Annotated in this window: 19 protein-coding genes; 15 read left to right on the top strand and 4 right to left on the bottom strand. The window is 53.9% G+C overall.

What is annotated here, in order from left to right; all coding sequences use genetic code 11:
- The first annotated feature begins 27 nt into the window (after positions 1-27).
- The 6 genes from RKA07_RS10035 (at position 28) to dinG (ending at position 8250) form a co-directional block, all read left to right on the top strand.
- Positions 28-1149 (top strand): beta-ketoacyl-ACP synthase III, encoded by a 1122-nt coding sequence (locus RKA07_RS10035; protein WP_310966250.1) that lies wholly within the window; start codon positions 28-30, stop codon positions 1147-1149.
- 64 nt (positions 1150-1213) lie between these two features.
- Positions 1214-2002, top strand: a complete 789-nt coding sequence (locus RKA07_RS10040) for an MlaA family lipoprotein (protein ID WP_227715062.1) — start codon at positions 1214-1216, stop codon at positions 2000-2002.
- Positions 2003-2031: 29 nt separating this feature from the next.
- Positions 2032-3522, top strand: coding sequence for a DUF3336 domain-containing protein (locus RKA07_RS10045; RefSeq protein WP_310966251.1), 1491 nt, complete (start codon positions 2032-2034; stop codon positions 3520-3522).
- Positions 3523-3622: 100 nt separating this feature from the next.
- Positions 3623-5302: an ExeA family protein gene (locus RKA07_RS10050; RefSeq protein WP_310966252.1), complete on the top strand. Its 1680-nt coding sequence runs from the start codon at positions 3623-3625 to the stop codon at positions 5300-5302.
- Positions 5303-5305: 3 nt separating this feature from the next.
- Positions 5306-6013, top strand: a complete 708-nt coding sequence (locus tag RKA07_RS10055; RefSeq protein WP_310966253.1) for a general secretion pathway protein GspB — start codon at positions 5306-5308, stop codon at positions 6011-6013.
- Positions 6013-8250 carry an ATP-dependent DNA helicase DinG gene (gene dinG / locus RKA07_RS10060; RefSeq protein WP_310966254.1) on the top strand — a complete coding sequence of 746 codons (2238 nt, stop codon included), beginning with the start codon at positions 6013-6015 and terminating at the stop codon, positions 8248-8250. The genes RKA07_RS10055 and dinG overlap by 1 nt, the downstream gene beginning before the upstream one ends.
- Positions 8251-8494: 244 nt before the next feature.
- Here the strand turns inward: dinG and RKA07_RS10065 are convergent, their stop codons facing one another.
- On the bottom strand, positions 8495-11245 hold the full coding sequence (locus RKA07_RS10065) for a winged helix-turn-helix domain-containing protein (protein WP_310966255.1): 2751 nt from the start codon (positions 11243-11245) through the stop codon (positions 8495-8497).
- Between the two features lie 252 nt (positions 11246-11497).
- Between RKA07_RS10065 and cysB the strand changes: the two genes are divergently transcribed.
- A complete protein-coding gene (gene cysB / locus RKA07_RS10070; protein WP_200200796.1) occupies positions 11498-12475 on the top strand; it encodes an HTH-type transcriptional regulator CysB in 978 nt (325 codons plus the stop codon).
- 29 nt (positions 12476-12504) lie between these two features.
- On the opposite strand, the gene RKA07_RS10075 is transcribed toward cysB, so the two are convergent.
- A complete protein-coding gene (locus RKA07_RS10075) occupies positions 12505-13227 on the bottom strand; it encodes a phosphoadenylyl-sulfate reductase (protein ID WP_310966256.1) in 723 nt (240 codons plus the stop codon).
- 241 nt (positions 13228-13468) lie between these two features.
- Here RKA07_RS10075 and thrH point away from each other — a divergent pair, with 241 nt between their 5' ends.
- Positions 13469-14083, top strand: a complete 615-nt coding sequence (gene thrH / locus RKA07_RS10080) for a bifunctional phosphoserine phosphatase/homoserine phosphotransferase ThrH (protein ID WP_200200794.1) — start codon at positions 13469-13471, stop codon at positions 14081-14083.
- A 55-nt stretch (positions 14084-14138) separates the two neighbouring features.
- On the opposite strand, the gene pabB is transcribed toward thrH, so the two are convergent.
- Positions 14139-15542: an aminodeoxychorismate synthase component I gene (pabB, locus tag RKA07_RS10085; RefSeq protein ID WP_310966257.1), complete on the bottom strand. Its 1404-nt coding sequence runs from the start codon at positions 15540-15542 to the stop codon at positions 14139-14141.
- A gap of 185 nt (positions 15543-15727) precedes the next feature.
- On the opposite strand from pabB, the gene RKA07_RS10090 reads away from it, so the two are divergent.
- Together RKA07_RS10090 and RKA07_RS10095 are read left to right on the top strand one after the other, a co-directional pair.
- Positions 15728-16321 carry a hypothetical protein gene (locus tag RKA07_RS10090; protein ID WP_310966258.1) on the top strand — a complete coding sequence of 198 codons (594 nt, stop codon included), beginning with the start codon at positions 15728-15730 and terminating at the stop codon, positions 16319-16321.
- Positions 16322-16497: 176 nt separating this feature from the next.
- A complete protein-coding gene (locus RKA07_RS10095) occupies positions 16498-17361 on the top strand; it encodes a DUF6160 family protein (RefSeq protein ID WP_310966259.1) in 864 nt (287 codons plus the stop codon).
- A gap of 165 nt (positions 17362-17526) precedes the next feature.
- Here the strand turns inward: RKA07_RS10095 and RKA07_RS10100 are convergent, their stop codons facing one another.
- Positions 17527-18120, bottom strand: a complete 594-nt coding sequence (locus RKA07_RS10100) for a hypothetical protein (protein WP_310966309.1) — start codon at positions 18118-18120, stop codon at positions 17527-17529.
- Positions 18121-18457: 337 nt separating this feature from the next.
- On the opposite strand from RKA07_RS10100, the gene RKA07_RS10105 reads away from it, so the two are divergent.
- The 5 genes from RKA07_RS10105 to RKA07_RS10125 all read left to right on the top strand — a co-directional run bounded on the left by RKA07_RS10105 (position 18458) and on the right by RKA07_RS10125 (position 24024).
- Positions 18458-19489 carry a DUF58 domain-containing protein gene (locus RKA07_RS10105; protein WP_310966260.1) on the top strand — a complete coding sequence of 344 codons (1032 nt, stop codon included), beginning with the start codon at positions 18458-18460 and terminating at the stop codon, positions 19487-19489.
- Positions 19486-21600 carry a transglutaminase TgpA family protein gene (locus RKA07_RS10110; RefSeq protein WP_310966261.1) on the top strand — a complete coding sequence of 705 codons (2115 nt, stop codon included), beginning with the start codon at positions 19486-19488 and terminating at the stop codon, positions 21598-21600. The genes RKA07_RS10105 and RKA07_RS10110 overlap by 4 nt, the downstream gene beginning before the upstream one ends.
- Complete coding sequence (locus tag RKA07_RS10115) at positions 21593-22624, top strand: DNA polymerase III delta subunit-related protein (RefSeq protein WP_310966262.1); 1032 nt, start codon at positions 21593-21595, stop codon at positions 22622-22624. Before RKA07_RS10110 ends, RKA07_RS10115 begins: the two co-directional genes overlap by 8 nt.
- 90 nt (positions 22625-22714) lie before the next feature.
- Positions 22715-23065: a PilZ domain-containing protein gene (locus tag RKA07_RS10120; RefSeq protein ID WP_200200787.1), complete on the top strand. Its 351-nt coding sequence runs from the start codon at positions 22715-22717 to the stop codon at positions 23063-23065.
- Positions 23066-23079: 14 nt separating this feature from the next.
- A complete protein-coding gene (locus tag RKA07_RS10125) occupies positions 23080-24024 on the top strand; it encodes an alpha/beta fold hydrolase (RefSeq protein ID WP_310966263.1) in 945 nt (314 codons plus the stop codon).
- Positions 24025-24027 lie beyond the last annotated feature (3 nt).

Genomic DNA, 24027 nt, shown 5'->3' on the forward strand with positions numbered 1-24027 from the left:
TTTTCATATTCATGACGTGGGGTTAGCGTGATTAAAGCCGTCATTAGCGGAACCGGCCTGTACACACCGCCGGCAACCATCGATAACGATGAACTGGTCGAAGCCTTTAACCAGTATGTCGAAATGTACAATTTGGAACATGCGGACGCCATTGAGCGCGGTGAAACAGAGGCTTTGCAGCCGTCGTCTTCAGCGTTTATAGAGAAAGCCTCGGGTATAAAGCGTCGGCATGTCATTGACAAAACGGGCATAATTGATCCGAAACGCATGGCTCCCTACATCCCGGAGCGCAGCAACGACGAGCAATCCGTTCAATGTGATATGGCGGTTGTGGCCTGCAACGAAGCACTGGCTCAGGCCGGCAAGACGGCTTCTGATGTAGATGCGGTTATCGTTGCCTGTTCCAACATGCAGCGCGCCTATCCTGCTGTCTCTATTGAAGTCCAGGCTGCTTTGGGTATTGAAGGATTCGCCTACGACATGAACGTGGCATGCAGCTCAGCAACGTTTGGCTTGCAGGCTGCAGTCAACTCTGTAGAAAGTGGCTCAGCTCGGGCGGTGCTGGTTGTAAGCCCGGAAATCTGTTCTGGCCACCTTAATTTCCGTGAGCGGGACAGCCATTTCATTTTTGGTGATGCCTGCACGGCGATTTTGGTTGAGCGGGAAGAAGATACCCAGCCCGGGCATGGCTTCGAGATTCTTGGCACTCGCCTGAAAACGACCTTTTCCAATAATATCCGGAATAATTTTGGCTTCCTGAACCGGGCGGACGAATCCGGTATTGGTAAACCTGATAAACTGTTTATCCAACAGGGTCGTAAAGTATTCAAGGAAGTGTCGCCACTGGTAGCCGAAACCATCCAGAGCCATCTGGATAGTCTGTCACTTGCGCCAGGCGATCTGCGCAGAATGTGGCTGCATCAAGCGAACCTGAACATGAATCAGCTTATCGCCCGCAGGGTGCTTGGCCGGGACGCAACGGAAGATGAAGCCCCGGTTATCCTTGATGAATACGCTAACACCAGTTCAGCAGGCTCCATCATTGCCTTCCATAAGCACAAAGACGACCTGATATCCGGTGATACGGGTGTTATATGCTCCTTCGGTGCAGGTTATTCCATTGGTAGTGTAGTAGTGCGCCGGCGCTGATGGCTTTTGCAGCAGCGCTTCGGGGCTGCTGTAAACGCAAAAGTCGACAATCCAAGAGTTGAGCATGACAAAATTTTCACCCCGGGGCTGGCTTGCTGCCATGCAACTCGCGGCAGCTTTCGCACTGGTGTTTTTCGCAGGCACCGCCACGGCACAGAGCGCGGCGGAGCCGGCACCTGAGGGCGCGCGTGCCGTCAACCCGCAGGACCCCTACGAGAACTGGAATCGCAAGGTTTATACATTCAACGACACCATTGACCGGTGGGCGTTGCGCCCTGTGGCACAAACCTACCGCACCTTTACGCCGGATATTGTTGATCGTGCTATCACCAACTTTTTCAACAACCTGTCCGAAGTAAGGAATTTCACCAACAGCATTTTCCAGCTGAAGGGTGAATCAGCCATTGTTGCTGCCGGGCGCTTCACTTATAACACGGTGTTTGGTCTGGGTGGGTTGATTGATGTTGCAACGGCATTTGATCTGCCAGAACGTCCAGAAGACTTCGGCCAAACCCTGGGGTACTGGGGTGTTGGCTCTGGCCCTTATCTGATGCTGCCATTCCTCGGGCCATCCAGCCCTCGGCATTTTAGCGGGTTGGGTGCAGATGGTTTTGTATTGCCGTCTCTGTGGGATAATGTGGATAGCCCTTATAATTACTATGCACGGGGTGTTCAGATTATCGATAAGCGAGCAGACCTGATACCCGCAGAGGGGTTCGTCTCGGGCGACGTTTATATCTTTGTCCGTAATGCTTTCTTGCAACGTCGCGAGTTTCTGATTAACGACGGCATGGTTACTCAGGATCCATTCGCCAGCGAAGATGATGACGACCTGATGCTTGACGACTTCTGATTCGGACATCTGGCTCAAGGAGAGGCGCGGTGCTGAAAGACCCAAGGATTAGTAAATTCCGAAAGATGCTGGCTGAGGCACCGAATTATGAGGTGTGGAAGGCAGCGGCTCTCGAGCTGGACTTTCTGGAAGGTAATGCCGAGTGGAAAGAGGATTTTGTCTCAGAACACTACCATTACGAATTGCTGTATGACCGCCTGAGCAGTATCAAACAGTATCGCCAGCAGAATGATTTTGAACGCCTCAAGCGCGCATTGCGAGAAGGGCTTCATCATGACCTTGGCAATATGGGCAACCCGGCGCTTTACACACGCTCCCGGGTTGGTACCAAACATCTGATTGAAGAGTACATAGCGCAGGCTTGCGAAGCCCTGGATTTTCTGTGCGACCACCCGGTGCCCGGCTTTCCGGTTGCTGACAAACTTCAGTTTTTTCGCGACACCCTCACGAGTTATGGTCGACCCACACTATTGTTAAGTGGTGGCGCCAGCCTTGGCATGTTTCATTTTGGGGTTATCAAGGCGCTATGGGAGAGAGGGCTGCTGCCGCAGGTTGTTACAGGCTCCAGCGCTGGCGCAATTGTTGCGGGCATGCTTGGCGTGCACACAGACGCTGAAATCCCCGAGATGCTGGTCCCGGAGAACCACAATCTGAAAGCCTGGAAGTGGCGCGGTATAGTCAGTGCCATGCGCGGCGAAGGTTTGATGGATCAAGAGCAGTTGCGCACGTGCCTGCGAACTAACATCGGTGAGTACACGTTTGAAGAGGCTTACCAGCGTACGGGCCGATCGATTAACATGAGTGTGTCGCCGGTGCAGGCTCACCAGAAGGCCCGACTGTTATCCGGTTACACCTCGCCTTATCTGATGGTGTGGAGCGCTGCGCTAGCCAGTGCTGCGGTACCGGGTATATTCCCTCCGGTTACCCTGATGAAAAAAGATCTTAAGGGTCAGGCGCTGCCTTACATGCCAAGGCTCAAGTTTGTGGATGGTTCTGTTGTGAGCGATCTGCCCATTGAGCGGCTGATGCATCTTTATGATGTGAATTTCACTATCGTCAGCCAGACCAATCCCCACGTTGTGCCTTTCTTGAACGATCGGGGTACAGACGACAAGCTGTCTTTGGCCAGACTGCCGTTGCACTTGCTCAAGTCCGAGATCCAGTTTCACGGGCAGGGAGTGTTCGATTACCTCCGTAAGCGCGCGCGCCCAGAACTGTTGCGACAGGTTTCCGGCCATATGTACACGATCATGGCCCAGCGATACTCCGGAGACATAACCATTGCGCCTACCTATGGGTTCAAGGATTACACCCGAATGCTTGCCGATCCCAATCCGGAGTTCGTGCGGGAAATGACGCTGGCCGGAGAGCGCGCAACCTGGCCTAAAATTTCAACGATTCGCTCCCACGCGCGTATCTCCAAAACCCTGGAGCGCTGCGTTCGCCGCCTGAAACAACAAAATCGCCGAAGCGTTGCAGATCTCAGGCTGATAAACAGTGCTGATTCCGGAACATCCTGAGATGACAGGCCTGCGAGGCGGGCGGTATGATACGCTGCTAAAGAGCCTGGCCCGGTAATAGGCCGATCAGCCCGGCGCCTGAGCATTAGACTGGACGCCCATGTATTACGACTTCTTCGGCTTCAGAGAGCCACCGTTCTCGATTGCGCCTGATCCCCGCTACCTCTATTTGAGCGAACGCCACAAAGAGGCGCTTGCGCACCTGATGTATGGTGTTCAGGGGCAGGGTGGCTTTATTGTGATCACCGGCGAAGTGGGTACGGGCAAAACCACGGTGAGCCGGTGCTTTATCGAGAATGCGCCGGCCCATGCAGACATCGCCTTGATTCTGAACCCCCGGCTTTCTGCCCGTGAATTACTTTCCTCAATTTGCGACGAGCTGGAAATTGCTCACCCGGCCGGCGCCACCATCAAACAGATGGTGGATTTGATCAATAAGGACCTGCTCAAGGCTCATGCAGCCGGCCGGCACAAGGTTCTGATGATCGATGAGGCCCAGAATCTGTCTGCCGATGTACTGGAACAACTGCGCCTCCTGACCAACCTCGAAACCGCAGAAAAAAAGCTGCTGCAAATTGTGTTGCTGGGCCAGCCTGAGTTGCAGCAGATACTCTCGCTTCCAAAACTTCGACAGTTGAACCAGCGGGTAACTGCGCGCTACCACCTGGATGCCATCAACCGTGATGAACTGCCGGCCTACCTCAGCTACCGACTTGGTGTGGCGGGCATGCGCGGCGATGTGTTCGCACCCGCGGCAGTTCGTAAACTTTATCGGTTGAGCAATGGCATTCCTCGCCTTATTAACCTGATCAGCGATCGTGCATTGCTGGGCGCCTACGCCGAGGGTGAGCATGAAGTGTCGCCTGCACATATACGGCAGGCTGCGAAAGAAGTTGGAGGCAGCAAAAATATAGGGCCTGGTCCAACGAGGATGACAGGCAAACCGGATCTACCCGGCATTCTGTTGGTCGCGGCATCATTACTGCTTGCTATCGTGAGTACCTATTGGGTCTACAAGCAGTGGTCAGGCCCGGATGTGATATCTGAGGTAGACGCAGCCCCCGCTCAGCTTGTCGGTACTGTGCAGCGTGAAGACCCGCCGGAGATCCAGTTGGCACCAAAAGATGAAATAGAGCCATACCCGATTCCAGTATTCAGGTTCTCAGATCAGGCGGTGAGCTTGTCTGAAGCATTTCGTGGGCTGTTCGGTATTTGGGGCTTGGCGTACAACGCACAGGAATCGCCAATTGCCTGTGAGTTTGCTCGCAGCTCGGGTCTTGATTGCCTGGAGCGTCAGGGTAGTCGTCGTAGTCTGGCGTATCTCGACAGACCAGCCATGCTGATGCTTCAGGATGATAGCGGCAACCGGGGTTATGTAGTGCTGCGACACATTCAAGGTGATGTAGCAGAAATAGTGATGCATGAGGGCTCGGCGGAAGTATCATTTGCCAGCATTGAGCCCTTCTGGTTCGGTGAGTACCGCGTGTTGTGGCAACTTCCGGATTACGTAACCTTCCGCACCGATGCCAGAGACGTCGCCGGCGAAGAAATGTGGATTGGGGTTCGCATGATGGAACTTGCGGAGACCTACGGTGAATCGCCTGCAGATGTGGCCAGAATCAAACGCATGACAGCGCAACAGCAGGTGCGCTGGTATCAGTCGTTAAAGGGGCTCACGGTTGATGGTATTGCCGGCGCTATGACCGTCATTCAGATCAACAGCGACCTTAATGCAGATGTTCCGAGGCTGATGATCAAAGAGCCTGAGGGGAAGGGATAGAGTATGTCCTACATTCTTGATGCGCTCAGGAAGTCTGAAACTGAGCGTCGCCAGGGTAAAGTCCCGGATCTTGGGCAACAGGTGCAATTGATACATCGCCCCAAGAAAAAGCGTACACCCCTGATGGTGTGGGTGGTGCTTGCACTGTTTGTGAATGCCGGAGTGCTGGCTGTTGTATTCTGGCCGAAACCGGCAGTGGAGGCTGTACAAAAGCCAACCCCCAAGCCAGGGCCAGAGTTGGCTGTAAAACCAGCGCCAGCTGCTGAAGTATCAGAGCCAGAGCCAGAGCCAGTGCCAGTGCCAGTAGCCCAGCCTGAACCCGCCCGGGTTGTTGCTCCCCAGCCGGCTGCTTTGGTCAACGAACCAATAGCTGAGCCTGAACGCCAGTGGCCTTCCATTATCACTCCGTCTTTGCGCCAGCAACGTGACCCGCCGGATGTGGCCCGGAATGGGCCCAAAGAGCGTGTGCCACACCTTGTTGAATTACCCCTGTCATTCCAGAAGAGTATCCCGGATCTGATGTTTAACAGTCATATTTATTCAACAGATCCATACGCCAGTCGGGTAATGATTAACGGTCATTATCTTGGCCAGGGTGATGCTTTTTCCGGGATCATGGTAGAAGAAGTGACGGAGAATGGCGTTATTCTAAGCAAACAAGGCAGAAGTTTTCGGGTGGGTATCGTCCGCGACTGGGTGAGCCCGCGCTAATGGCATTAACCGAGGACGTAAAACAGCAAATTCAACAAGCTTATCGTGATGTGTTGGCAGGCAAAGGAGTGCGCGCCCGCTATGGCCAGCGCCTTATGATCGCTGAAATTGCCCGTTACATGGGAGAGATTACCGATAACGATGGCCAGCGAACCTCGCCACCAGCGGCCTGTGTGGTTGAGGCCGGCACCGGTACGGGTAAAACACTGGCCTACCTGATTGCAGCTATTCCCATAGCTCGGGCTTTGGGCAAAACCCTGGTGATCTCCACTGCTACCGTGGCATTGCAAGATCAGATTGTTCTTAAAGATCTGCCGGATCTTAAAAAACACAGCAAAATGAATTTCAGCTGGACCCTCGCCAAAGGCCGTGGCCGGTATTTGTGTATGTCCCGCCTGGAATCGCGATTGCACGATGAAGGCAATGGCGACAGCGATACCATGCCTCTGTTTTTGCTGGATAGCCCAGGAACCGAAGAACCAGGAACCCGGGCGTTTTTCGAAGAAATGCTGGCAAGCTATGGCTCCCGCAAATGGGACGGCGACAGGGATCACTGGCCTGAGCAGATACCCGATGACGTTTGGCGCCAGGTAACTACCGATCATCGCCAGTGCACGAACCGGCACTGCAGCTATTTCGACAGCTGTGCATTTTTTGACGCTCGCAAGGATCTGGATGAAGTGGATATCGTGGTGGCCAATCATGATCTCGTACTTGCTGACCTTGCGTTAGGTGGTGGTGCAATACTTCCTGAGCCAGAAAATGCGCTGTTCATCTTTGATGAAGCCCATCACCTGCCAGATAAAGCGCTGAATCACTTTGCGGCGTCTGTTCCGTTGAACTCAACACGCCAATGGCTTAAACAGCTATCCCAAGCGTTAGTCAAAATGCAGCCCTACCTTTCCCCGGCTACTCAAGCCGCTAAATCGGTTGAGCGCATAAGCACCGCCTCGCGGGATGTTGACCTCATACTGGCCCGCGTTTATGAGGAGGCCGAACACAATACCGGCTGGGAATTCAATGAAGAGCGCCGTTCTGCACAATGGCGATATCCCGAGGGTGAGCTGCCCGACGCTCTGGCGGAGCTGGCTGCTGAAAGCAGAATCGCTACGGCCAATCTGGTGCGTCACTTGGGCGCGTTGGCGGATGAACTGCAAGGTGCCTTTGATGAACGTAAGCAACACGAGATAGACAGGGACACTGCCGAAGCCTGGTACCCGGTAATTGGCGCATTCCACAGCCGTGCCGAAGATCAGTTGCGGCTTTGGGCGGCCTGGACTGAACAAACCGGATCACCAAAGAAAACCACGGAAAGCGAGCAGGGTTCCAGCGAAGGCTCACCAGAAAGCATCCCGGAAGATTCCACTAACGGGCCGGAACCGAGGGGCCGAATCTACAAAAGCCCCCCTCCGGCACGTTGGAGTGTGCGGCAGCGTTGGGATCATGCGGAAGACATCACTCTGTTCAGCTCGCCAGTGCTTGCAGATAATCTGCTTTATTCGAGGCTGTGGTCGCGGGCTTACGGGGCAGTGTTAACCAGCGCCACACTGACGGCGCTTGGCCGCTTTGATCGCCTGCAGGCACGGGCCGGTCTGCCGGAAGCGAGTCGTTTGTTGGTGGTACCCAGTTCTTTCCGGTATGCAGAAATGGCGACCGTTGAAGTGCCGGCCATGGCTTCCATGCCTACGGATGATGGTTTTGCCGAAGAGCTTATCAAGCGTGTACCCGAATGCTGGGCCGGTGAAACCGCTACGCTGGTGCTGTTCACCTCCCGTCGCCAGATGCATCAGGTTCGGGATGCCCTCGCGCCTGACTATCCGGATCTGATTATTACTCAGGATGATATGTCACGGGGTGAGGTGCTTCGCCAACACCGGGAGCGGATTGATGAAGGCAGAGCCAGCGTGTTGTTTGGTGTGGCCAGTTTTGCAGAAGGAATCGATTTGCCCGGCAAGTATCTGCACCATGTGGTGATCACTCGCTTACCCTTTTCTGTGCCGGACGACCCCATAGAAGCAGGGCTGGCAGAATGGATCAGCCAGCGCGGTGGTAATCCATTCATGGAAATTACAGTGCCAGACGCATCCATTAAGCTCGTTCAGGCGGTTGGCCGGCTGCTGCGAACGGAAGAGGATACGGGCAGGGTAACTATTTTGGACCGCCGCATTGTCGCAAGACGCTATGGACAACTACTGCTTGATTCATTGCCACCATTTCGGCGCATTATCGCCCGCTGATCAGACAGAAAAGCGGCAAAAAAAGAGCCAGCCCGAGGGCTGGCTTTTTAAGGGGGGCTTTCGCAAAAGCACTGCGTTAAATAACGCGTTACAAGAAGTCTGAAGGCCTGAAGTTTCAGAATTCGTAGTGAGGGGTTGCCTCACCGTGGAAACAATAATAAGGGAGTAGGGGGCGTAGCCGAATCGTCCAAAGGGCGTAGCAAGGTTAAAAACTTATCGCGCAGTGTGATGTGCGTCACAAGAATTACCCGGTGAGGATGCCTAGTTCTCGCGCTTTGGCCAGAGCTTCGGTCCTCCGGCCTACGTCCAGCTTGCCATAGAGGTTGCGTATGTGGGCTTTTACCGTGGCCGGAGCCACTCCCATGCGCACCGCAATATCCTTGTTCGCATAGCCTGCGTTGATCAGCTCCAGTACTTCCAATTCACGCTGACTCAGAGGTTCCGCAAGCTCCCGGGCGGGGCGGCTGGCATTGGTTTTACTGGCCATAGGCTGAGTCCCTGTCGCAGTGGCTGAACTCGGCTCACTGTTCGGGCTCAGAAGCATCTCAGTCAAGTTGCGCTGCCAGTTTCCGCCATTTTTCAAGGCAGGGGATTCAAGCAATAGCGCCTGTAACCGGGGGCTTTCTTCGGCAAATAGCCTTAAGAATCCGGCCTCTGCAGCGACACTCAATGCCCGTGCGAGCCGCTCCTGGCATTCTTCACTGCGATTTTGCTGGTCGAGAGCTTCGGCAGACACAAGTAATGCTTCAACAACGTGCCGGGTATGCTCGTTATGCATGGCAGCCGCCATCAATGAATCAAGGATTTCCAGCGCCTGTTCCGGCTTACCCTCATCAACCAGCAGCCGCGCATAGCTGATGCTGTTTTGTTCACGGTTCAGCGGGTTGGTCAGGGTATGGCTCTGAACAGACTCAAGAATGGAGCGGGCCCGGGCGACTTGCCCGGCCGCAAGGTGACAGCGCGCAAATAGTGCAGAACTGGCGGGAGGTTCAAAGACAATATGCTCCCGGCGTTTACGGCCAACTTGCTCCGCGTCCGCCAGATACTCTATTGCTTCCTGATAGCGACCATCGCTGAAGGCCAGATGCCCGCGAACATGCTGGATAATTATATGTTGTCCCGGCTCAGCACCCTTGTTTACATGCTCAAGCAAAGGCTCCAGGTGGGCAGCTGCATCCCGAAGCTGATTTCGCTCCCGGAAAATTTCCGTCAGTGAGGCGCTTAGCCAACAGGAAATAAGCCTTGGCTGGCTAGGGTCTGCATAGTGTTGATCTACCCACTTTCGTACGTTGGTGCAGGTTTCCAGAGCAAGGTCCATATCGCCACGGTTGTACTGTATCCATGCGAGTAAACCACCGCTTGAAAGAACGGTGCTTGGCTTGCGCTCAACCTGTCCGTAATGAACCGCAGATTTCAGCGCTTCTTCGGCCCCTGGCAAATCACCTTTGCCGTAATCGTCGAGGCCTAGGCCATAGTAGGTTACGGATTTGAGGGGGATTTGCGTATGGTCTATTTCTGCAAGAACCTGGCGAGTCAGATCACTGGCGTTCTTGTCATCGCTGCGTGAGCGGGCAAGGTAGGAGCGTATCAACGTTATCTCGCTTTGTACGCCAAGTGCGCCTTCGGCATCTGGAGCGGAATCGGCAACGCGCCGGTCAAGCAAGTCTTCTACATTGGCCAGCAAGTGCTCCAGGTTATCGAGTCGATTCGCGAAAAAATGGCCCCAAACACGCAGCATCTGCAACTGGGGACTTTCTTTAACTTCATCCGCGGGCAACTCATCGAGCCAGTTCAGGACCGGCAAGTGGTACCCCCCATGAATCAGGTTGTTTCCATGGGTTGCCAAAACCCTCGCCAGCCAAGGCCAGTCTTTGTTCTGCACAATTTGCGCAATGGCTCCCTGAACCTGCCCGTGGTCAAGCAACCACTCAACCGTTCGCTGCCAAAGTTGATGCGCCCGGGTGGGGTCGGCGTGGCCAATCCGCTGCAGCAGTGCATCCCGAAACAGGTCGTGGTAACGGAACCACTCGTTATGATTGTCCAGAGGAATCAGAAACAGGTGCTGCGAAAGCAGGCTTTCAAGCAACTCCTGGCTGTTGTCAGTTTCACGAATTGAGTCGCACATTGACGCGCACAGCCGGGGGCAACAGGCAGTATCGAGCAGGAAGGCAACGATTTCATCTGGTTGCTTATCCAGCACTTCGCTGAGAACGTAATCGCTGATATGCCGTTCATCGATGCTCAGTGCAGCGGTGGGCGCGTCTTGTGCCACGCCCGATTTGATCTGCTCCAGGCCTCTGTCGCTGCCTGATAAAGCAGAAAGCTGCAGGGCCGCTACCCAGCCTTCCGTGCGTTGGCAGATGGCCTGCACGTCCTGGTCTGGAATGACCATGCCCATGGTGCTGTGAAAAAACTCCCGACACTCATCTTCCGAAAATGCCAGGAGTGCCGGGTGAATTTCCTGTACCCAACGTCGCACACGCCAACGAGCCAGAGGCAAGGGCGGTTCGGAGCGGGATATTAGCGTAACGGTCACACCAGCAGGGAGGTAGTCCACAAAGTAGCCAAACTGCCGGTGAATCCGGTCGTTGGCAGCAAACTGAAAATCATCCAGCACCAGAACCCAGGGGCCACCATCCGCAGCCAGGGCATTAACCAGTGCCGTGATCGCGCTGTTAATGCTGTCATCCGTGCTGCCGGAAAGGCTTTTTTGGCAGGGCTCAAGCCCCGTTAGACCCGCATGCTCGAAAGCGCTGGCAACGTATTGCCAGAAGCGCTGGGGGTCGTTGTCATGCTCATCCAGAGAGAGCCAGGCAATTGGCCCGGAGGTGCGCGCGCACCACTGGCTTACCAAGGTTGTTTTACCAAACCCTGCCGGGGCTAATACAAGGTTGAGCCGCTTCGGGTGGCCGGGCGCTAAAAGCGAGCTGAGTCGGTCTCGCTGCACGGCTCTGGGGTCGGTGGCTGGCCTTAGGAATTTGGTAGTTAACAGCATTGACGTCCTGTGTGCCGGAAATAAAGTTGTACCGGGATTGTGTGCTTTGTGTCTCGCAAGTCAATGGCTGGAGAAACAAACACCCGTGTTACAGGCTGCGCCGGCGAGATTTTGGTCTAAACTGAATCAAAGCGCCCATCTATACTTAAAAAGAATGAAAAGCGGCGCCGTTATGCGTATTCTTAGCTTCTGTTTCCCGTATACATCCACTTGCAGTCCGCCTAAGGCAAAACTCAGGGAGCGACAAAGCCCATGAAATTACAACAGCTGCGCTATATCTGGGAAGTTGCGCACCATGATCTCAACGTGTCGGCAACCGCCCAGAGTCTTTTTACGTCTCAGCCGGGCATTTCCAAACAAATACGCCTTCTTGAAGATGAGTTGGGGTTAGAGATATTTGCCCGCAGTGGCAAGCATCTCACCCGCATCACCCCAGGGGGTGAAATTATCGTTCGTGAGGCGGGTGAAATTTTACGCCGGGCGGAGGGAATTAAAAAGATCGCTCAGGAGTTCAGTAACCAGCGTAAAGGTGACCTGAGCATAGCCACCACTCACACTCAGGCGCGATATGCATTGCCGCCAGTTATCAGCGGCTTTATCGAGACTTACCCGGATGTGTCCCTGCACATGCACCAGGGAACACCCATGCAGATCTCTGAAATGGCAGCAACGGGCGCCGTTGATTTCGCCATAGCGACGGAAGCCATGGAGTTGTTCAACGATCTGATTATGATGCCGTGCTACCGTTGGAACCGCACGGTTATCGTGCCCAAAGACCACCCGTTGGCTAAATTACCTGAGCTGACGCTGGAAGCGCTCGCAGAGCACCCTCTGGTCACTTACGTGTTTGGTTTTACAGGGCGCTCCAAGCTTGATGAGGCCTTCAAATCAAAAGGCCTGACGCCCAAGGTTGTGTTTACCGCAGCAGATGCCGACGTAATCAAAACCTATGTGCGCTTGGGGCTTGGGGTTGGAATTATCGCCAGCATGGCGTTTGACCCTAAAACGGACCCGGACCTGGTTGCACTGGACGCAAAAAAGCTGTTCAGCGCGAGTGTTACCCGCATCGGTTTCCGCAAGGGTACATTCTTGCGAGGTTACATGTATGAGTTTATCCAGCGCTTCGCACCCCATCTGACAAAAGAGGTGGTTGATGCTGCTGTTGCGCGCCAGAGCAGCCGCAGCGAGATAGAAGCCCTGTTCAAAGATATAAAACTGCCAATTCTCTAAGCGCCTGGTCAACAATCAACCGCCAGTCCTTACTGGCGGGCGATCAGGTTTCCTGCATGAAGGCCACACTCTTTCTGTGTGGCTTCTTCCCACCACCAGCGTCCCTCGCGCTCGTGCTGCCCTGGTAACACAGGGCGGGTGCAGGGCTGGCAACCAATACTGACAAAACCTTTCTCGTGCAGCGTATTGTAGGGAGCTTCCGTCATGCGGATGTAGTCCCACACCTCTTTGGATGTCCAGTTGGCCAGGGGGTTAAACTTTACCAGTGCTTTGCCGGGAACAGAGAAAGTTGCGTCTTCTTGTACAACAGGAACCTCATTTCGTGTACCCGGGCTCTGATCCTTACGTTGGCCGGTAATCCAGGCGTCAACCCCTGCGAGTTTGCGCTTGAGCGGGTTTACTTTGCGAATCCCACAGCATTCGCTGTGGCCATCCCCAAAAAAGCTGAACAAGCCCTTTTGGTTCACCAGATCCTGCACTTCATTGGCATCTGGAAACAGAACCTCAATGCTGATGCCGTAATGTTTGCGCACCCGTTCTATAAATTCGTAAGTTTCCGGGTGCAGACGACCGGTATCCAATGTGAACACCTTAAGGTTGTCCGTCAGCTTGTGAGCCATTTCGATGAGCACCACATCCTCTGCGCCACTAAAAGAAATAGCGATGTTTTCATAGCGCTTGAAGGCAGCCTTCAGAATCGCCCTAGGGCTTTGATCGGCCAGTTCGTTCTGTAGATCGTGGATATTGCGCATAAAATACCAGTACCTGATGCGAGTTTTGTGCAGATTAGCACTAAATCTCTAATTCCATAAAGGAATGACCGTCTATATGGTTATAGCCAGGCGGGCAGGTAAGACCGGTAAATCTTGGTGTTTTCTTGGGATGCACGATGCTTTTTGCCCGGATATTTCTTATGATACCGCGTCTATAAAAGGGGGCAGGCCATGCTCTCATTCAGACTTAACACTTGAACCATTGAATCAGGAGATCACTGTGGAACTGGCATGTCTTGACCTTGAAGGCGTATTGATCCCGGAAATCTGGATCGCATTTGCAGAAAAAACCGGTATTGAAGAGCTCAAGGCCACCACCCGTGACATTCCGGATTACGATGTTCTGATGAAGCAACGTCTTCGAATTCTGGATGAGCATGGATACGGCCTGCCGGCCATTCAGGAAGTGATCGGTACCCTGGACCCGCTGCCAGGCGCCCGCGAGTTTCTGGACTGGCTGCGTGAGCGCTTTCAGGTGGTGATCCTTTCAGACACCTTTTATGAATTCGCCATGCCGCTGATGAAAAAACTGGGCTACCCGGCGCTGTTGTGCCACAAGCTGGAAGTTGCCGAAAACGGCCAGATCACTAACTACCTGCTGCGCCAGAGAGATCCCAAGCGCCAGTCGGTGCGCGCTTTCCAGTTGCTGAACTATCGCGTGATTGCAGCGGGTGATTCCTACAACGACACCACCATGCTGGGGCAGGCGGAAGCAGGCATTCTCTTCCATGCACCTGAAAACGTGATCGAAGAATTTCCGCAGTACCCGGCCGTGCATGAATTTGAAGATTTGAAGAAAGAGTTCCTGAAGGCGAGTGCTGTTCACAGCGTTTGATTAAAATGTACGCCTGGAGGCCCTTGTATAAAGGGCCTTGGTTCCAGAGCGGCGTTCAGCCGCTCGGGGACAGGTTTTCCAGGAAATCCATCAGCGGTTTTACTTTGGTGAGGGTTTCCTGGTATTCGCTTTCCGGGTCTGAATCCGCAACGATTCCGCCACCGCCCCAGCAACGAATGCTCCCTTTCTCCTGAGCTTGTCCTTCAATCTCTTCTTTGTCACACAGCATGGTACGAATGGCAATATTGCTATCCAAAGTGCCATCAAGCCCCCGATAAAATACGGAACCGCAATAGGGCCCTCGCCAATGTGGCTCAAGCTCCCGAATGATTTCCATGGCTCGAATTTTAGGCGCGCCCGTTATAGAGCCGCCGGGGAAGGCATCGAATAACACCTGCATTGGTGAAGCACCTTCCGCCAATTCTGCGCGAATGTGGCTAACCAGGTGATGGACATTTCTGTAGGTCTCAAGGGCAAACAGGCTGTCTACGGATACAGAGCCTGCTGCAGCGTGCACACTCAGGTCGTTACGCAGCAAGTCCACAATCATCAGATTCTCTGCCCGATCTTTCTCCGATGCCTCAAGCTCTGCTGCGTAGGCCTTGTCTTCCGACGGGATTTTACCTCGTGGCCGTGTTCCTTTAATCGGACTGGTTTTAACCGTGCGCCCGCGAATTTCAAGAAAACGCTCCGGGGAAATAGACAGGACAGAGCTGGAATCTACTTTCAGGAAAGCGCTATAAGGCGTCGGGTTAGCTTCAGTTAGCGCCTGAAATGCAATCCAGGGTTGTCCTTGATAACTACCCTGGAATTCCTGGGAGAGATTTACTTGGTAACAGTCGCCTGCGTTGATGTAGTCCTTAACCATGCCCACGCCGTTAATGAACTCTTGTGCAGGCTGGCGCGCCTTAAACGGCGATATCATTCTCCAGTCAGCGGTCTTTTCAGCCACGTTTTTGCTGGGTAGCGGCATAGCGCGCTGCCACCGTTGAAGGTTGCTGCAAACCCATTCGGGGCACTCCGGGTGAATCCATAGGTGATAGGTGTCGGTGTTCCGGTTGTGGCTTGCGGCCCAAAGGTAGAAACCCGCAAAGAGCAGGGGGGGTCTAGGAGTGGGGCACATTGGTGCAAGACGGGGCTCTTTCAAGTACCCGAATTCGTAACTCAGAAAGCCCACCCAGCCACCTGTCAAATGGGCTTGAGATTCCGGTAGCGGAGTTTCGTAGCGCTGAACCATGCCCTCCATTTCTTTGGCCAGCATGTGTGTGTCGAGCGCCTGGATATGCCCTGAATCAACGCGCTTTGTGGAAATCGCACAGGCTGTAAACCCACTAAACGACCCCCGGTTATTACCATTTCCAATGCTTCCCAGGTAGGCGAAGTCTGGTTGGTTGGCAGCGTGGGTAAGCAGTTGTTCGTAGTCTTCGCGACTTAGCGGCGAGGAAACAGGAAGTAGCAAATTAACTCCGGTTAATTGGAATAATGATACTCAGGCCACAAAAATCGCATTGTCGGACCTAGAAGGCGGCTGGTCTAATGAAAAAACAAAAAAACGACGACTGCCACCTCAGTACTGGAAAGTCGCATTCTAGCTGAGTTGCAAGTCTTAGCGTAGAAGCTACCGCCAATAAAACAGGATCAATAATGAAGTCTTATCTTGGTAAATCGCTGCAAACCGCTCTTTTGCTCACTGTGTTTTTTGCTCTTCCTCCAGCAAGCGCAGAGGAGACGCCTCCCGCAGAACTGACGCCAGAGCAGGAGATGGCAATAAAACTGGAGCTGTCAAAATACGCCGTTCTGGGTCAGCAGCAGATACTTCATTTGACCGAGCAGGCGACCGATGAGTATACGGCGACTCTAACCGATTCAGGGCCTAACTTACCCTCGGCCTGGATGCTTTTAGAGGACGGCGCTACCGTCAAGCGGATTAACATAGATGAACAAGCGAAGGATGCACCGGCTCAAATCCGTATTCTCATGTACCGTGCAGCACTGAAGTCGCTGGCCCGTCGCGGAAAAATTCATGGGTCGGTGATTCTCTACACAGGGAAAATCCGTGAGGGTAGCGACGATGAGGCGTTGGTTATTGAGTTTGAGCATCGCTTGGGTATTTCTGGCAACAAGGTTGTTCCATACCAGGTAACGAATGGCCATGTGACCTATTCTGAGCCGGTTACTACTGAGAAGCCTTTTCAGATTTTCCATGACGGTAAACCCGAATCCGATGCTACCAACTGAAATGAGAGCCAGTCGCCGGTTCGTTACAGGATGTAAGCGTTGTGTTAGCGAACTGTGAATGGGGTCACGGACTAAGACTGTAAAACAATCTTAAATGGAATTGTGGAGTAGCGAATTCCACATCCAAAACTAAAAACTCAGTAAGAAAAACAAAACGAGTTTATAAGGAGAACAATATGAAAGGCCTGAAGAAAATTGCTCTGATCACTGCTATGGCTGCTGCCCCTTTCGCAGCTAACGCAGAACTGCAAGCCATGAACGATACCGCAATGGGCGACGTAACCGGTCAGGCCGGTGTCACCATTGAGCTGGAAACCAAAGTGTCTATTGGCCAGTTCAAGTATACGGATGAAGGTTCCTTCGCCGTGAACGACATCGTTCTTGGTGGTGCTGGTGTTACTGCAATCGGTGCTGGCGCTGGTTTTAATGACCTGCTGGACCAGATCAAGGTTGATATCGACATCGCTGACGACGGCGACGCGATTATTCACGTTGGCACGCTTGATGGTAACCCGATCGACTGGGGTCTGGAAGTTGGTTCCATGCAGTTGTTGGCAGGTAATACTGGTAGTGATAGCACAACTCTGATCTCGAATCTGAGCGGCTTCGGTATGCTGGCTCAGTTGGATATCAAGGTTGATACAGCTACTGATCACCTGAACCTGGTAGCAGCATTCGATGTTCAGAACATGAACTTCGATGTTGATTTCTTGGGTGTAGGTGTTCGTGGTCTGAAGATCTCAGGTGCGGGCGCTGATGCTGATGCAGTAGCTATGTACACAGCTAATGGATATGATTTTGGGAATATGCCACCGGAGCAGCAGGCTGTATTTGCAGGGTTTGCCAATGCTAACCTTGACGTATACAAAGGTACCGGCCTAGGCGCCTCAACAGCAGTAGACGTACTCCGCATCGATGTTAACAACATCTTCATGGATGTGTCTGTTGCAAGCATCGAAATCGGTGGAGCTTCTATCGGTTCCGTTGCACTCGACAACGTAGCAGTAACCAACACCAAGCTGGCGGTATACGGTCACTAATCTGATCTGAACACCAGTAGTGTTAAAACGCCCCGTTCGTCGGGGCGTTTTTTGTTTCCGGGAATTGAATAAAAGATCTGTGTAAGATTACAGTCAATAAAAAACGGCCGCTTGAGAATACAAGCGGCCGCTTTTTTAAGTCCTTATTGAGCTTGGCAGAACTACCTACTGATCAGGCACCCTGATAGAAAGATCAAACCCACCACCCGGTCTGGGTGTTAACAAAATGGGCCCTTCATTAATCCCCTGTGGCAGCTGAATCTGATCTATTCCCGGTGGGTTACCGATGGAGAAGTTCAGGTTCTGCCCGTCAAAACCAATACCCAGCTGATCGTTAAGAAACGATTGGGTGAATGGCTCATCCGGAATCTGCATCTGTTGGCCGAAGATCAGCGGTGCAATGTTCGGCGTAAAGTCTGCCTGGGGCTGGGCTCTTGCCAGCTCTTCCTGAGGGAGCAATAGCGCTCGGCGCAGGAATTCTTCTTCAGCGCTAATCAAAGCATCCGATTGGCCTTCTTCGGTAAGCCGTTGCAGGCCTTCGCGGTAGGCTTCTTCTTCCGCTTCGGTAACAACTGGCTCACCTGGGGAAATGGTGAGAGAGCGGATAATGCGCTGGCGGTCGGCTTCCGATTTACGGCCTTCTCTGGGTACGACAATAACCGCAGAATCTTTAACGTAGGTGTCGACCATTTCATCGGAAGTCATGGACTGAACACCCCCAAACGCCGGCATCGCAGCTGCTGCAAGTGTTGCGGCCATGGCCGCTGCGATAGGGGTGGTGCTTTTATTAGTACTTCTAATAAGACTGGCCATGCGGGGATAGTGCCCGCCTGGCAGGTTCAGGTGTTTCATAATCTGGCCTCTTGCTGCGATAAACTCAGGTACGAGGCGTGTCTGAGGTTACAGCAATCAGTACGCATCTCTCTATCAAGCAGTATTCGGGTTGTTCCGCATCATTTCAAGGGTGTGAGTGTCAGTTTGTGATCAGAATCCTTGATTGGCCGTAGAGTTATAAAAGCGCTGCGATGCGGGTTAACATGGCAGTGAATGTTCGATGTGTTGAACTTTTATTCAATCTTCCGGCCTCAGGGACATAATGAGCAGACTAATCCGCAGCCGCTGGCAGCGCTGGATCAACCGTCGAATTCCGCGCTCCGATGTCCAGCTACTTACCCAGAAAAATCTTTTCATCTTGCCTACGGCCGCGGGCGTGGTGTTCGGCGTGCTGTTGCTGATCATGCTGCTCACTGCCATTAACTATCAGAACAGTCTTATTTATCTGGTCACTTTTCTCCTTGGTGCCGTGTTTGTGGGTGCCATGCACCAAACCCATCGAAACCTTTCTGGCCTGGAGCTCACATTGGTCCAGGCGGGGGAAGGATTTGCGGGTGATGACATTCTTTTTCGCCTGCGAGCTGCCGCTGGCAAAGACGACGCCATAGCCATTACGCTTTCAGATGACGACACTCAGGTTCGCTTGGGCCATGTGCCATCCGGGCAGTCTGCAGATGTGGCATTGCCGGTGGTTTCTGCCTTCCGGGGCTATTTGCGACCAGACAGTATCCGAATTGAAACCCGTTTCCCCTTTGGCTTACTCAAGGCCTGGTCCTGGATGAGGCCGGTGTCAGCGGGCGTGGTGTTTCCTCGGCCAATAGCAGCCCCCGATGTTGTCAGCGCGGTGGACGATGGCGACCAAACGGCAAGTGCACGATCTCCCGAAGGCAATGATCATGCTGAATTAAGGCCCTGGCGTGATGGGGATATGAGCCAGCGCGTTATGTGGAAGCGTTTTGCCCGCAGCGGCCAAATGGTGGTGGCGGACTGGGAAGCCGACAAAGGCAGCCCCCATTGGTTGGATTTTAATGCATTTGCCGGGACTGACCATGAATTGCGGCTCAGCTACCTGTCCTGGCTTGTGATTGAGCGCGGCAAGAGTGGGGCACGTTTTGGCTTGAACCTGCCCGGCCAGGTAATAGAGCCAGACTCTGGCCAAGCCCATGCAACCCGTTGCCTTCGGGCGCTGGCGGTTTGGGGCCAGGAAAAGCCAAGGGATATGCAAGGCGCGCCCCACGGCACGCGCAGCAATACGGATTCAGGTAAGAAAGCGACGGCAGGGGCGAAGATATGAGTTTTTGGAGCCGGTCAATGCCGGAACCTGAAAAGCAAAGCGACAGCCTGCCATCCCGGGCGCTGCTCTGGTTGATGGCAAGCTTTGCGCTCTTGCTGTCGCCGCAAATTGACCGGCTGCCCGTGTGGCTGGTCCTTGTGTGTGTCGCCTTGGCAAGCTGGCGTTGGCTGGCTCAGCAAGGCCGAGTGCGTTTGCCGGGGCGCTGGTTGCGAACCGGGATTATGTTGGCGCTTATTGCAGTTTACCTGGTACGTGTGCAGGGGAGCTTTACCGTGGATACCGCGGCTTCGTTCTTTGTACTCACAGTTGGTTTGAAATGGCTGGAAACTCGCACTGCCCGTGATTTCTATGTGCTGTTTTATATTCTGGTGTATCTGGCCACTGTGAACTTTCTGTTTCATCAGGAAATCCATTGGGCGCTGGTTAACATCGGCGCCATCGCCTTATTACTGATTGGCTTGCAGGTGCTCAATGCACCGGACTTGCCCGGAGGCATAAAAGCCGGCTGGCGCAGGCTGGCAAGCATGCTCCTTAAAGTGCTGCCGGTTGTTGTGCTGTTGTTTATCTTCTTCCCGCGCATGGAGCCGCTTTGGAGTGTGCCTTTGGTTTCTGGTCAGGCCCGCAGTGGAATCAGTGACACCATGCGGCCAGGGGATATATCCAATCTTGCGCAAAGCAGTGCACGAGCTTTCAGGGTGACCTTTGGCGGCCCCATGCCAGCTCACCGGGACAGGTACTGGCGGGGGCTGATACTGGATACTCTCGATAATGGAACCTGGCGCCAGAGTGGTTACGAGCCTTTCCGGCGACCTGGCCGGGTTGATGTGGACGGCGGCATAGGTGAACTTGAGCCCGGGCAATACGATGTCTTGATGGAGCCAACGGACCAGCGCTGGGCGTTTGCGCTCGAAAATTCCGTAGCGGTTTCAGACAACGTGGTAAAGGAGTCAGGCGATCTGTTTCGCTTCCGCCGGCCTGCAGATAGCGCCGTGCGTTACAGGTTGGCATTAGATGATTCCGGTGAGCAAGTAAGCGAAGCTCTAGCGCCCGGTGAAGCGCGGCGTTATTTACAATTACCGGCATCGGGTAACCCGAGAGCTCGCGAATTGGCAGAACAGCTACGGCAGTCCACTGATGATATGGGCGTAATTCGCACCCTATTGAACCGGTTCCGCGAGCAGCCCTACTTCTATACCTTGCGCCCGCCCAGAATGCCAAGCGACGGCATAGACAGCCTGCTTTTTGATGAAATGCGCGGGTTCTGTGCCCATTACGCGGGAGCAACCACGTTTGTGCTGCGCTCCGCCGGAATCCCAGCGAGGGTTGTGGTGGGCTATCAGGGCGGTGAAAGCGGGGCGGGCAATGAATATCTGGTAGTGCGCCAGTACGATGCCCACGCTTGGGTGGAGGCATGGGTTGAAGGCCAGGGGTGGATTCGAATTGATCCCACCGCTGTTATTTCCCCAAGCAGGATTGAATCTGGTTTGCGAGAAGCAGTTGCCGAAGAAGGTTCTTTCCTTGAGAACAACTGGGCATCAGCCCAGCGTTATGGGAACGTGGCCGCCATTAGATGGGCAAGCCAGCAGCTTGATCGCATCAATTACCAATGGCAGCGCTGGGTAGTGGGTTATCAGGGGCAGAGCCAGCTGAATCTAATGTCCCGTTTGCCCGGCGGGTTTGGTATGAAAGAATTGGGCTACCTCACCGCCGGAATAGTCGGTGCAGGCCTTTTGATTGCGGGCCTGATATCGGCTCTGCAAATGCGCAGGGGGCGCAGCCGGGATCGCTATATGCGCGTATTGAATGGCTGGTATCAGTTGTGTGGGCGCGCAGGGGTGCCGGTTCGAAGTGGCGAAACCCCGGCAGCTTTGGCTTCAAGACTAGCGACTGCTGAACCTGCGGTATCCGATTCGGCAAGGCTTTTTGCCCGGATGGTTAACAGCCATTACTATAGTGCTGCATCTGCGGCGGGTTCTAATCGTGCCACTGATGATGAACTGAAGCGCCTACGCAGATTGCTGAGTACCATGAAGCGACAGCTTCGTAGAGCTGGTAAACCTCAGCCTCGCATATCGAGTTCCAACGCCCAATCAGGAAAACACAGTGACTGATATTGCCCTAGAAATGCCTTGGCTGCAGAAACCCTGGCAGATGATCCAAGGCCTTCTGTCTGATGGCAGGCTTCCCCATGCTTTATTGGTTACGGGGGAGTGTGGTGTAGGCAAGCGCGCATGGGCGGATGCAGTTTCTGGCTTATTGCTATGTTCTGCGCCCTTGAACAAGGAGGCCGGAACGCCGATTGCCTGCGGCCAGTGCCGTCAATGCCAACTGCTGGCAGCATCAAGCCATCCGGATGTTCGGGTGTTTTCACCGGAAAAGTCCCGGATGATACGAATCGAGCAGATTCGGTCGCTCTCGGCGTTCGCAGTCTCATCACCGCAAGTTGCTGGTCGCAAGATTGCGGTAATTGATCGCGCCGACCAGCTCAACGTCAACTCTGCAAATGCCCTGTTGAAAACCTTGGAGGAGCCAGTACCGGACTTTGTGCTAATACTCCTGCAGGAAAGTGGTCGGCCCGTATTGCCCACTATTCGTTCCCGATGCCAGGTGTTGTCTATTTCGCTGCCGTCAACGGAGCAGGCTGACAAGTGGCTAGCTGGCAAGGCTGCGGATATGGATGGTGACAAAAAACCATCCGCGGAGTTACTGGCAAAATCACTAATGCTGGCAGGTAATGCACCACGTCTGGCCCTGGAATATGCTACCGGTGAGTTTCCCGCGTTACGGGATGAAGCATTCGACAAGTTCCGTCAGTTCATGAGAGGCCAGGTGGCAGTAGCGGAAGCCGCAAAGGCATTCAAGGCGCTGGGGCTGGAAGATATGTTGTGGTTGTTTGAAGGCTGGGCCGCAGATTTGGCGCGGTTATGCGCTGGAGGCAAAGCGAGCGACCATGAAGCCGGAGAAATGCTAGGGTTTCTGGCCAGCAATAACCCGGCCTGGCGCGCCCACGATCTGCTGGACAAAATTCGGGAGGCTCGCATGGCTGGTGTATACAACGTAAACCCCGAGCTTGAGGCCAGCCGATTGCTGATTGCCTGGCGCGAGCTTATGCCCACAAAGCGTCGTGCGTCCTGATTACGCTTTTCGCAAGAACTCCTGCTATCATCGGGAGTTATAAAGGGTTTTTGTTTAACCTAAAATAACCAATTTCAGAAGGTGTCAGATATGGGGCCCGGATTCGGTGCGCGCAGCGGCATTCTTACCCTGACGATCAAGGATAAAGCGGTTTTGTACGCCGCCTATATGCCATACATTCGCCAGGGCGGTCTGTTTATACCTACGCAAAAGCAATACCAGCTTGGCGACGAAGTATTTTTGTTGCTGAACCTGATGGATGAGCCAGAAAAACTTCCGGTTGCAGGCAAGGTTATCTGGATTACACCCAAGGGTGCGCAGGGTAACCGGGCGGCTGGTATTGGCGTACAGTTCAACGGTGATGATGAAAGCGCAAAAACCAAGATTGAATCCTATCTTGCCGGTTCTCTGAGCTCTGATCGCCCAACACATACAATGTGAGGGGCATTAAACAAATGAACGATCTTGCCCTATCGCCCGATATTCAGGGCAGCGGTGCAGTGGTACGCGAGATGCTGTGGCCGTTGCAGTACATCACGCTCACGGGCCTGAGCTGGCCCGCTGAGGGCTCTCCAGAGTCCCATGAAGGCTCTGAGCCCGCGGCCCCGCCCGTTATAATGCTTCACGGCTGGCTGGATAACAGCCTGACGTTCTCCCGAATAGCGCCAGAGTTGGCGAAGGGGGCGGCATTGTTCGCAGTGGATATGGCGGGCCATGGGCGATCTGGTCACCGCCCACCGGGGCAGAGTTACCAGTTGATGGATTACGTAGCGGATCTTGCCGAGTTGATCGAAACGCACTTTTGCGGTGAAGGTCAGGCTGGGCAAATCGACATTGTCGGGCATTCATTGGGTGGCATTGTGGGTGCCCTCTATGCAGCAGCGTTTCCGGACAGGGTGCGCAAGCTGGTGATGATCGACAGCCTCGGCGCACTGAGTCATCCGGCCAGCGAAACGATTCCACAGTTGCGCAAAGCCATTAAAAAGCGAATCGCCGGCTCTGGCCGCCCTGTGGTTTATCCGGATATGGTTGCTGCTGCCAAAGTTCGTGAGGGCGGGTTTAGCCCCCTGAGCCATGAAGCGGCGCTGGCTCTGGTTTCCCGAAATGTAAAACCCGAGGGTGAAGGATACGGGTGGTGCACAGATGCCCGTTTACGGCACCCGTCTCCATTGATGATGACTGAGGAGCAGGTTTTGGCTTCTCTCAAAGCAGTTAGAGCGCCAACGCTGTTTGTGAGGGCTCGTGAAGGGCTGCTGGCGAAACGTAAAGGGCTTGATAGCCGTGCGGACGCAATATCAGATTTGAAAACGATTGATGTGCCTGGTGGGCATCATTGTCATCTTGATGGGGATACCCGCCCGGTTGCCGATGCTGTCAGACATTTTCTTGAGAATGAGTGATAC

Source organism: Marinobacter xiaoshiensis (assembly GCF_031631795.1).
Classification (GTDB): domain Bacteria; phylum Pseudomonadota; class Gammaproteobacteria; order Pseudomonadales; family Oleiphilaceae; genus Marinobacter; species Marinobacter xiaoshiensis.

Excerpts from the sequence above, each read along its gene's own strand:
- RKA07_RS10040 (WP_227715062.1), top strand. The coding sequence starts at position 1,214 with ATGACAAAATTTTCACCCCGGGGCTGGCTTGCTGCCATGCAACTCGCG.
- RKA07_RS10050 (WP_310966252.1), top strand. The coding sequence starts at position 3,623 with ATGTATTACGACTTCTTCGGCTTCAGAGAGCCACCGTTCTCGATTGCG.
- RKA07_RS10055 (WP_310966253.1), top strand. The coding sequence starts at position 5,306 with ATGTCCTACATTCTTGATGCGCTCAGGAAGTCTGAAACTGAGCGTCGC.
- dinG (WP_310966254.1), top strand. The coding sequence starts at position 6,013 with ATGGCATTAACCGAGGACGTAAAACAGCAAATTCAACAAGCTTATCGT.
- RKA07_RS10065 (WP_310966255.1), bottom strand. The coding sequence starts at position 11,245 with ATGCTGTTAACTACCAAATTCCTAAGGCCAGCCACCGACCCCAGAGCC.
- cysB (WP_200200796.1), top strand. The coding sequence starts at position 11,498 with ATGAAATTACAACAGCTGCGCTATATCTGGGAAGTTGCGCACCATGAT.
- RKA07_RS10075 (WP_310966256.1), bottom strand. The coding sequence starts at position 13,227 with ATGCGCAATATCCACGATCTACAGAACGAACTGGCCGATCAAAGCCCT.
- RKA07_RS10090 (WP_310966258.1), top strand. The coding sequence starts at position 15,728 with ATGAAGTCTTATCTTGGTAAATCGCTGCAAACCGCTCTTTTGCTCACT.
- RKA07_RS10095 (WP_310966259.1), top strand. The coding sequence starts at position 16,498 with ATGAAAGGCCTGAAGAAAATTGCTCTGATCACTGCTATGGCTGCTGCC.
- RKA07_RS10100 (WP_310966309.1), bottom strand. The coding sequence starts at position 18,120 with ATGGCCGCAACACTTGCAGCAGCTGCGATGCCGGCGTTTGGGGGTGTT.
- RKA07_RS10105 (WP_310966260.1), top strand. The coding sequence starts at position 18,458 with ATGAGCAGACTAATCCGCAGCCGCTGGCAGCGCTGGATCAACCGTCGA.
- RKA07_RS10110 (WP_310966261.1), top strand. The coding sequence starts at position 19,486 with ATGAGTTTTTGGAGCCGGTCAATGCCGGAACCTGAAAAGCAAAGCGAC.
- RKA07_RS10120 (WP_200200787.1), top strand. The coding sequence starts at position 22,715 with ATGGGGCCCGGATTCGGTGCGCGCAGCGGCATTCTTACCCTGACGATC.
- RKA07_RS10125 (WP_310966263.1), top strand. The coding sequence starts at position 23,080 with ATGAACGATCTTGCCCTATCGCCCGATATTCAGGGCAGCGGTGCAGTG.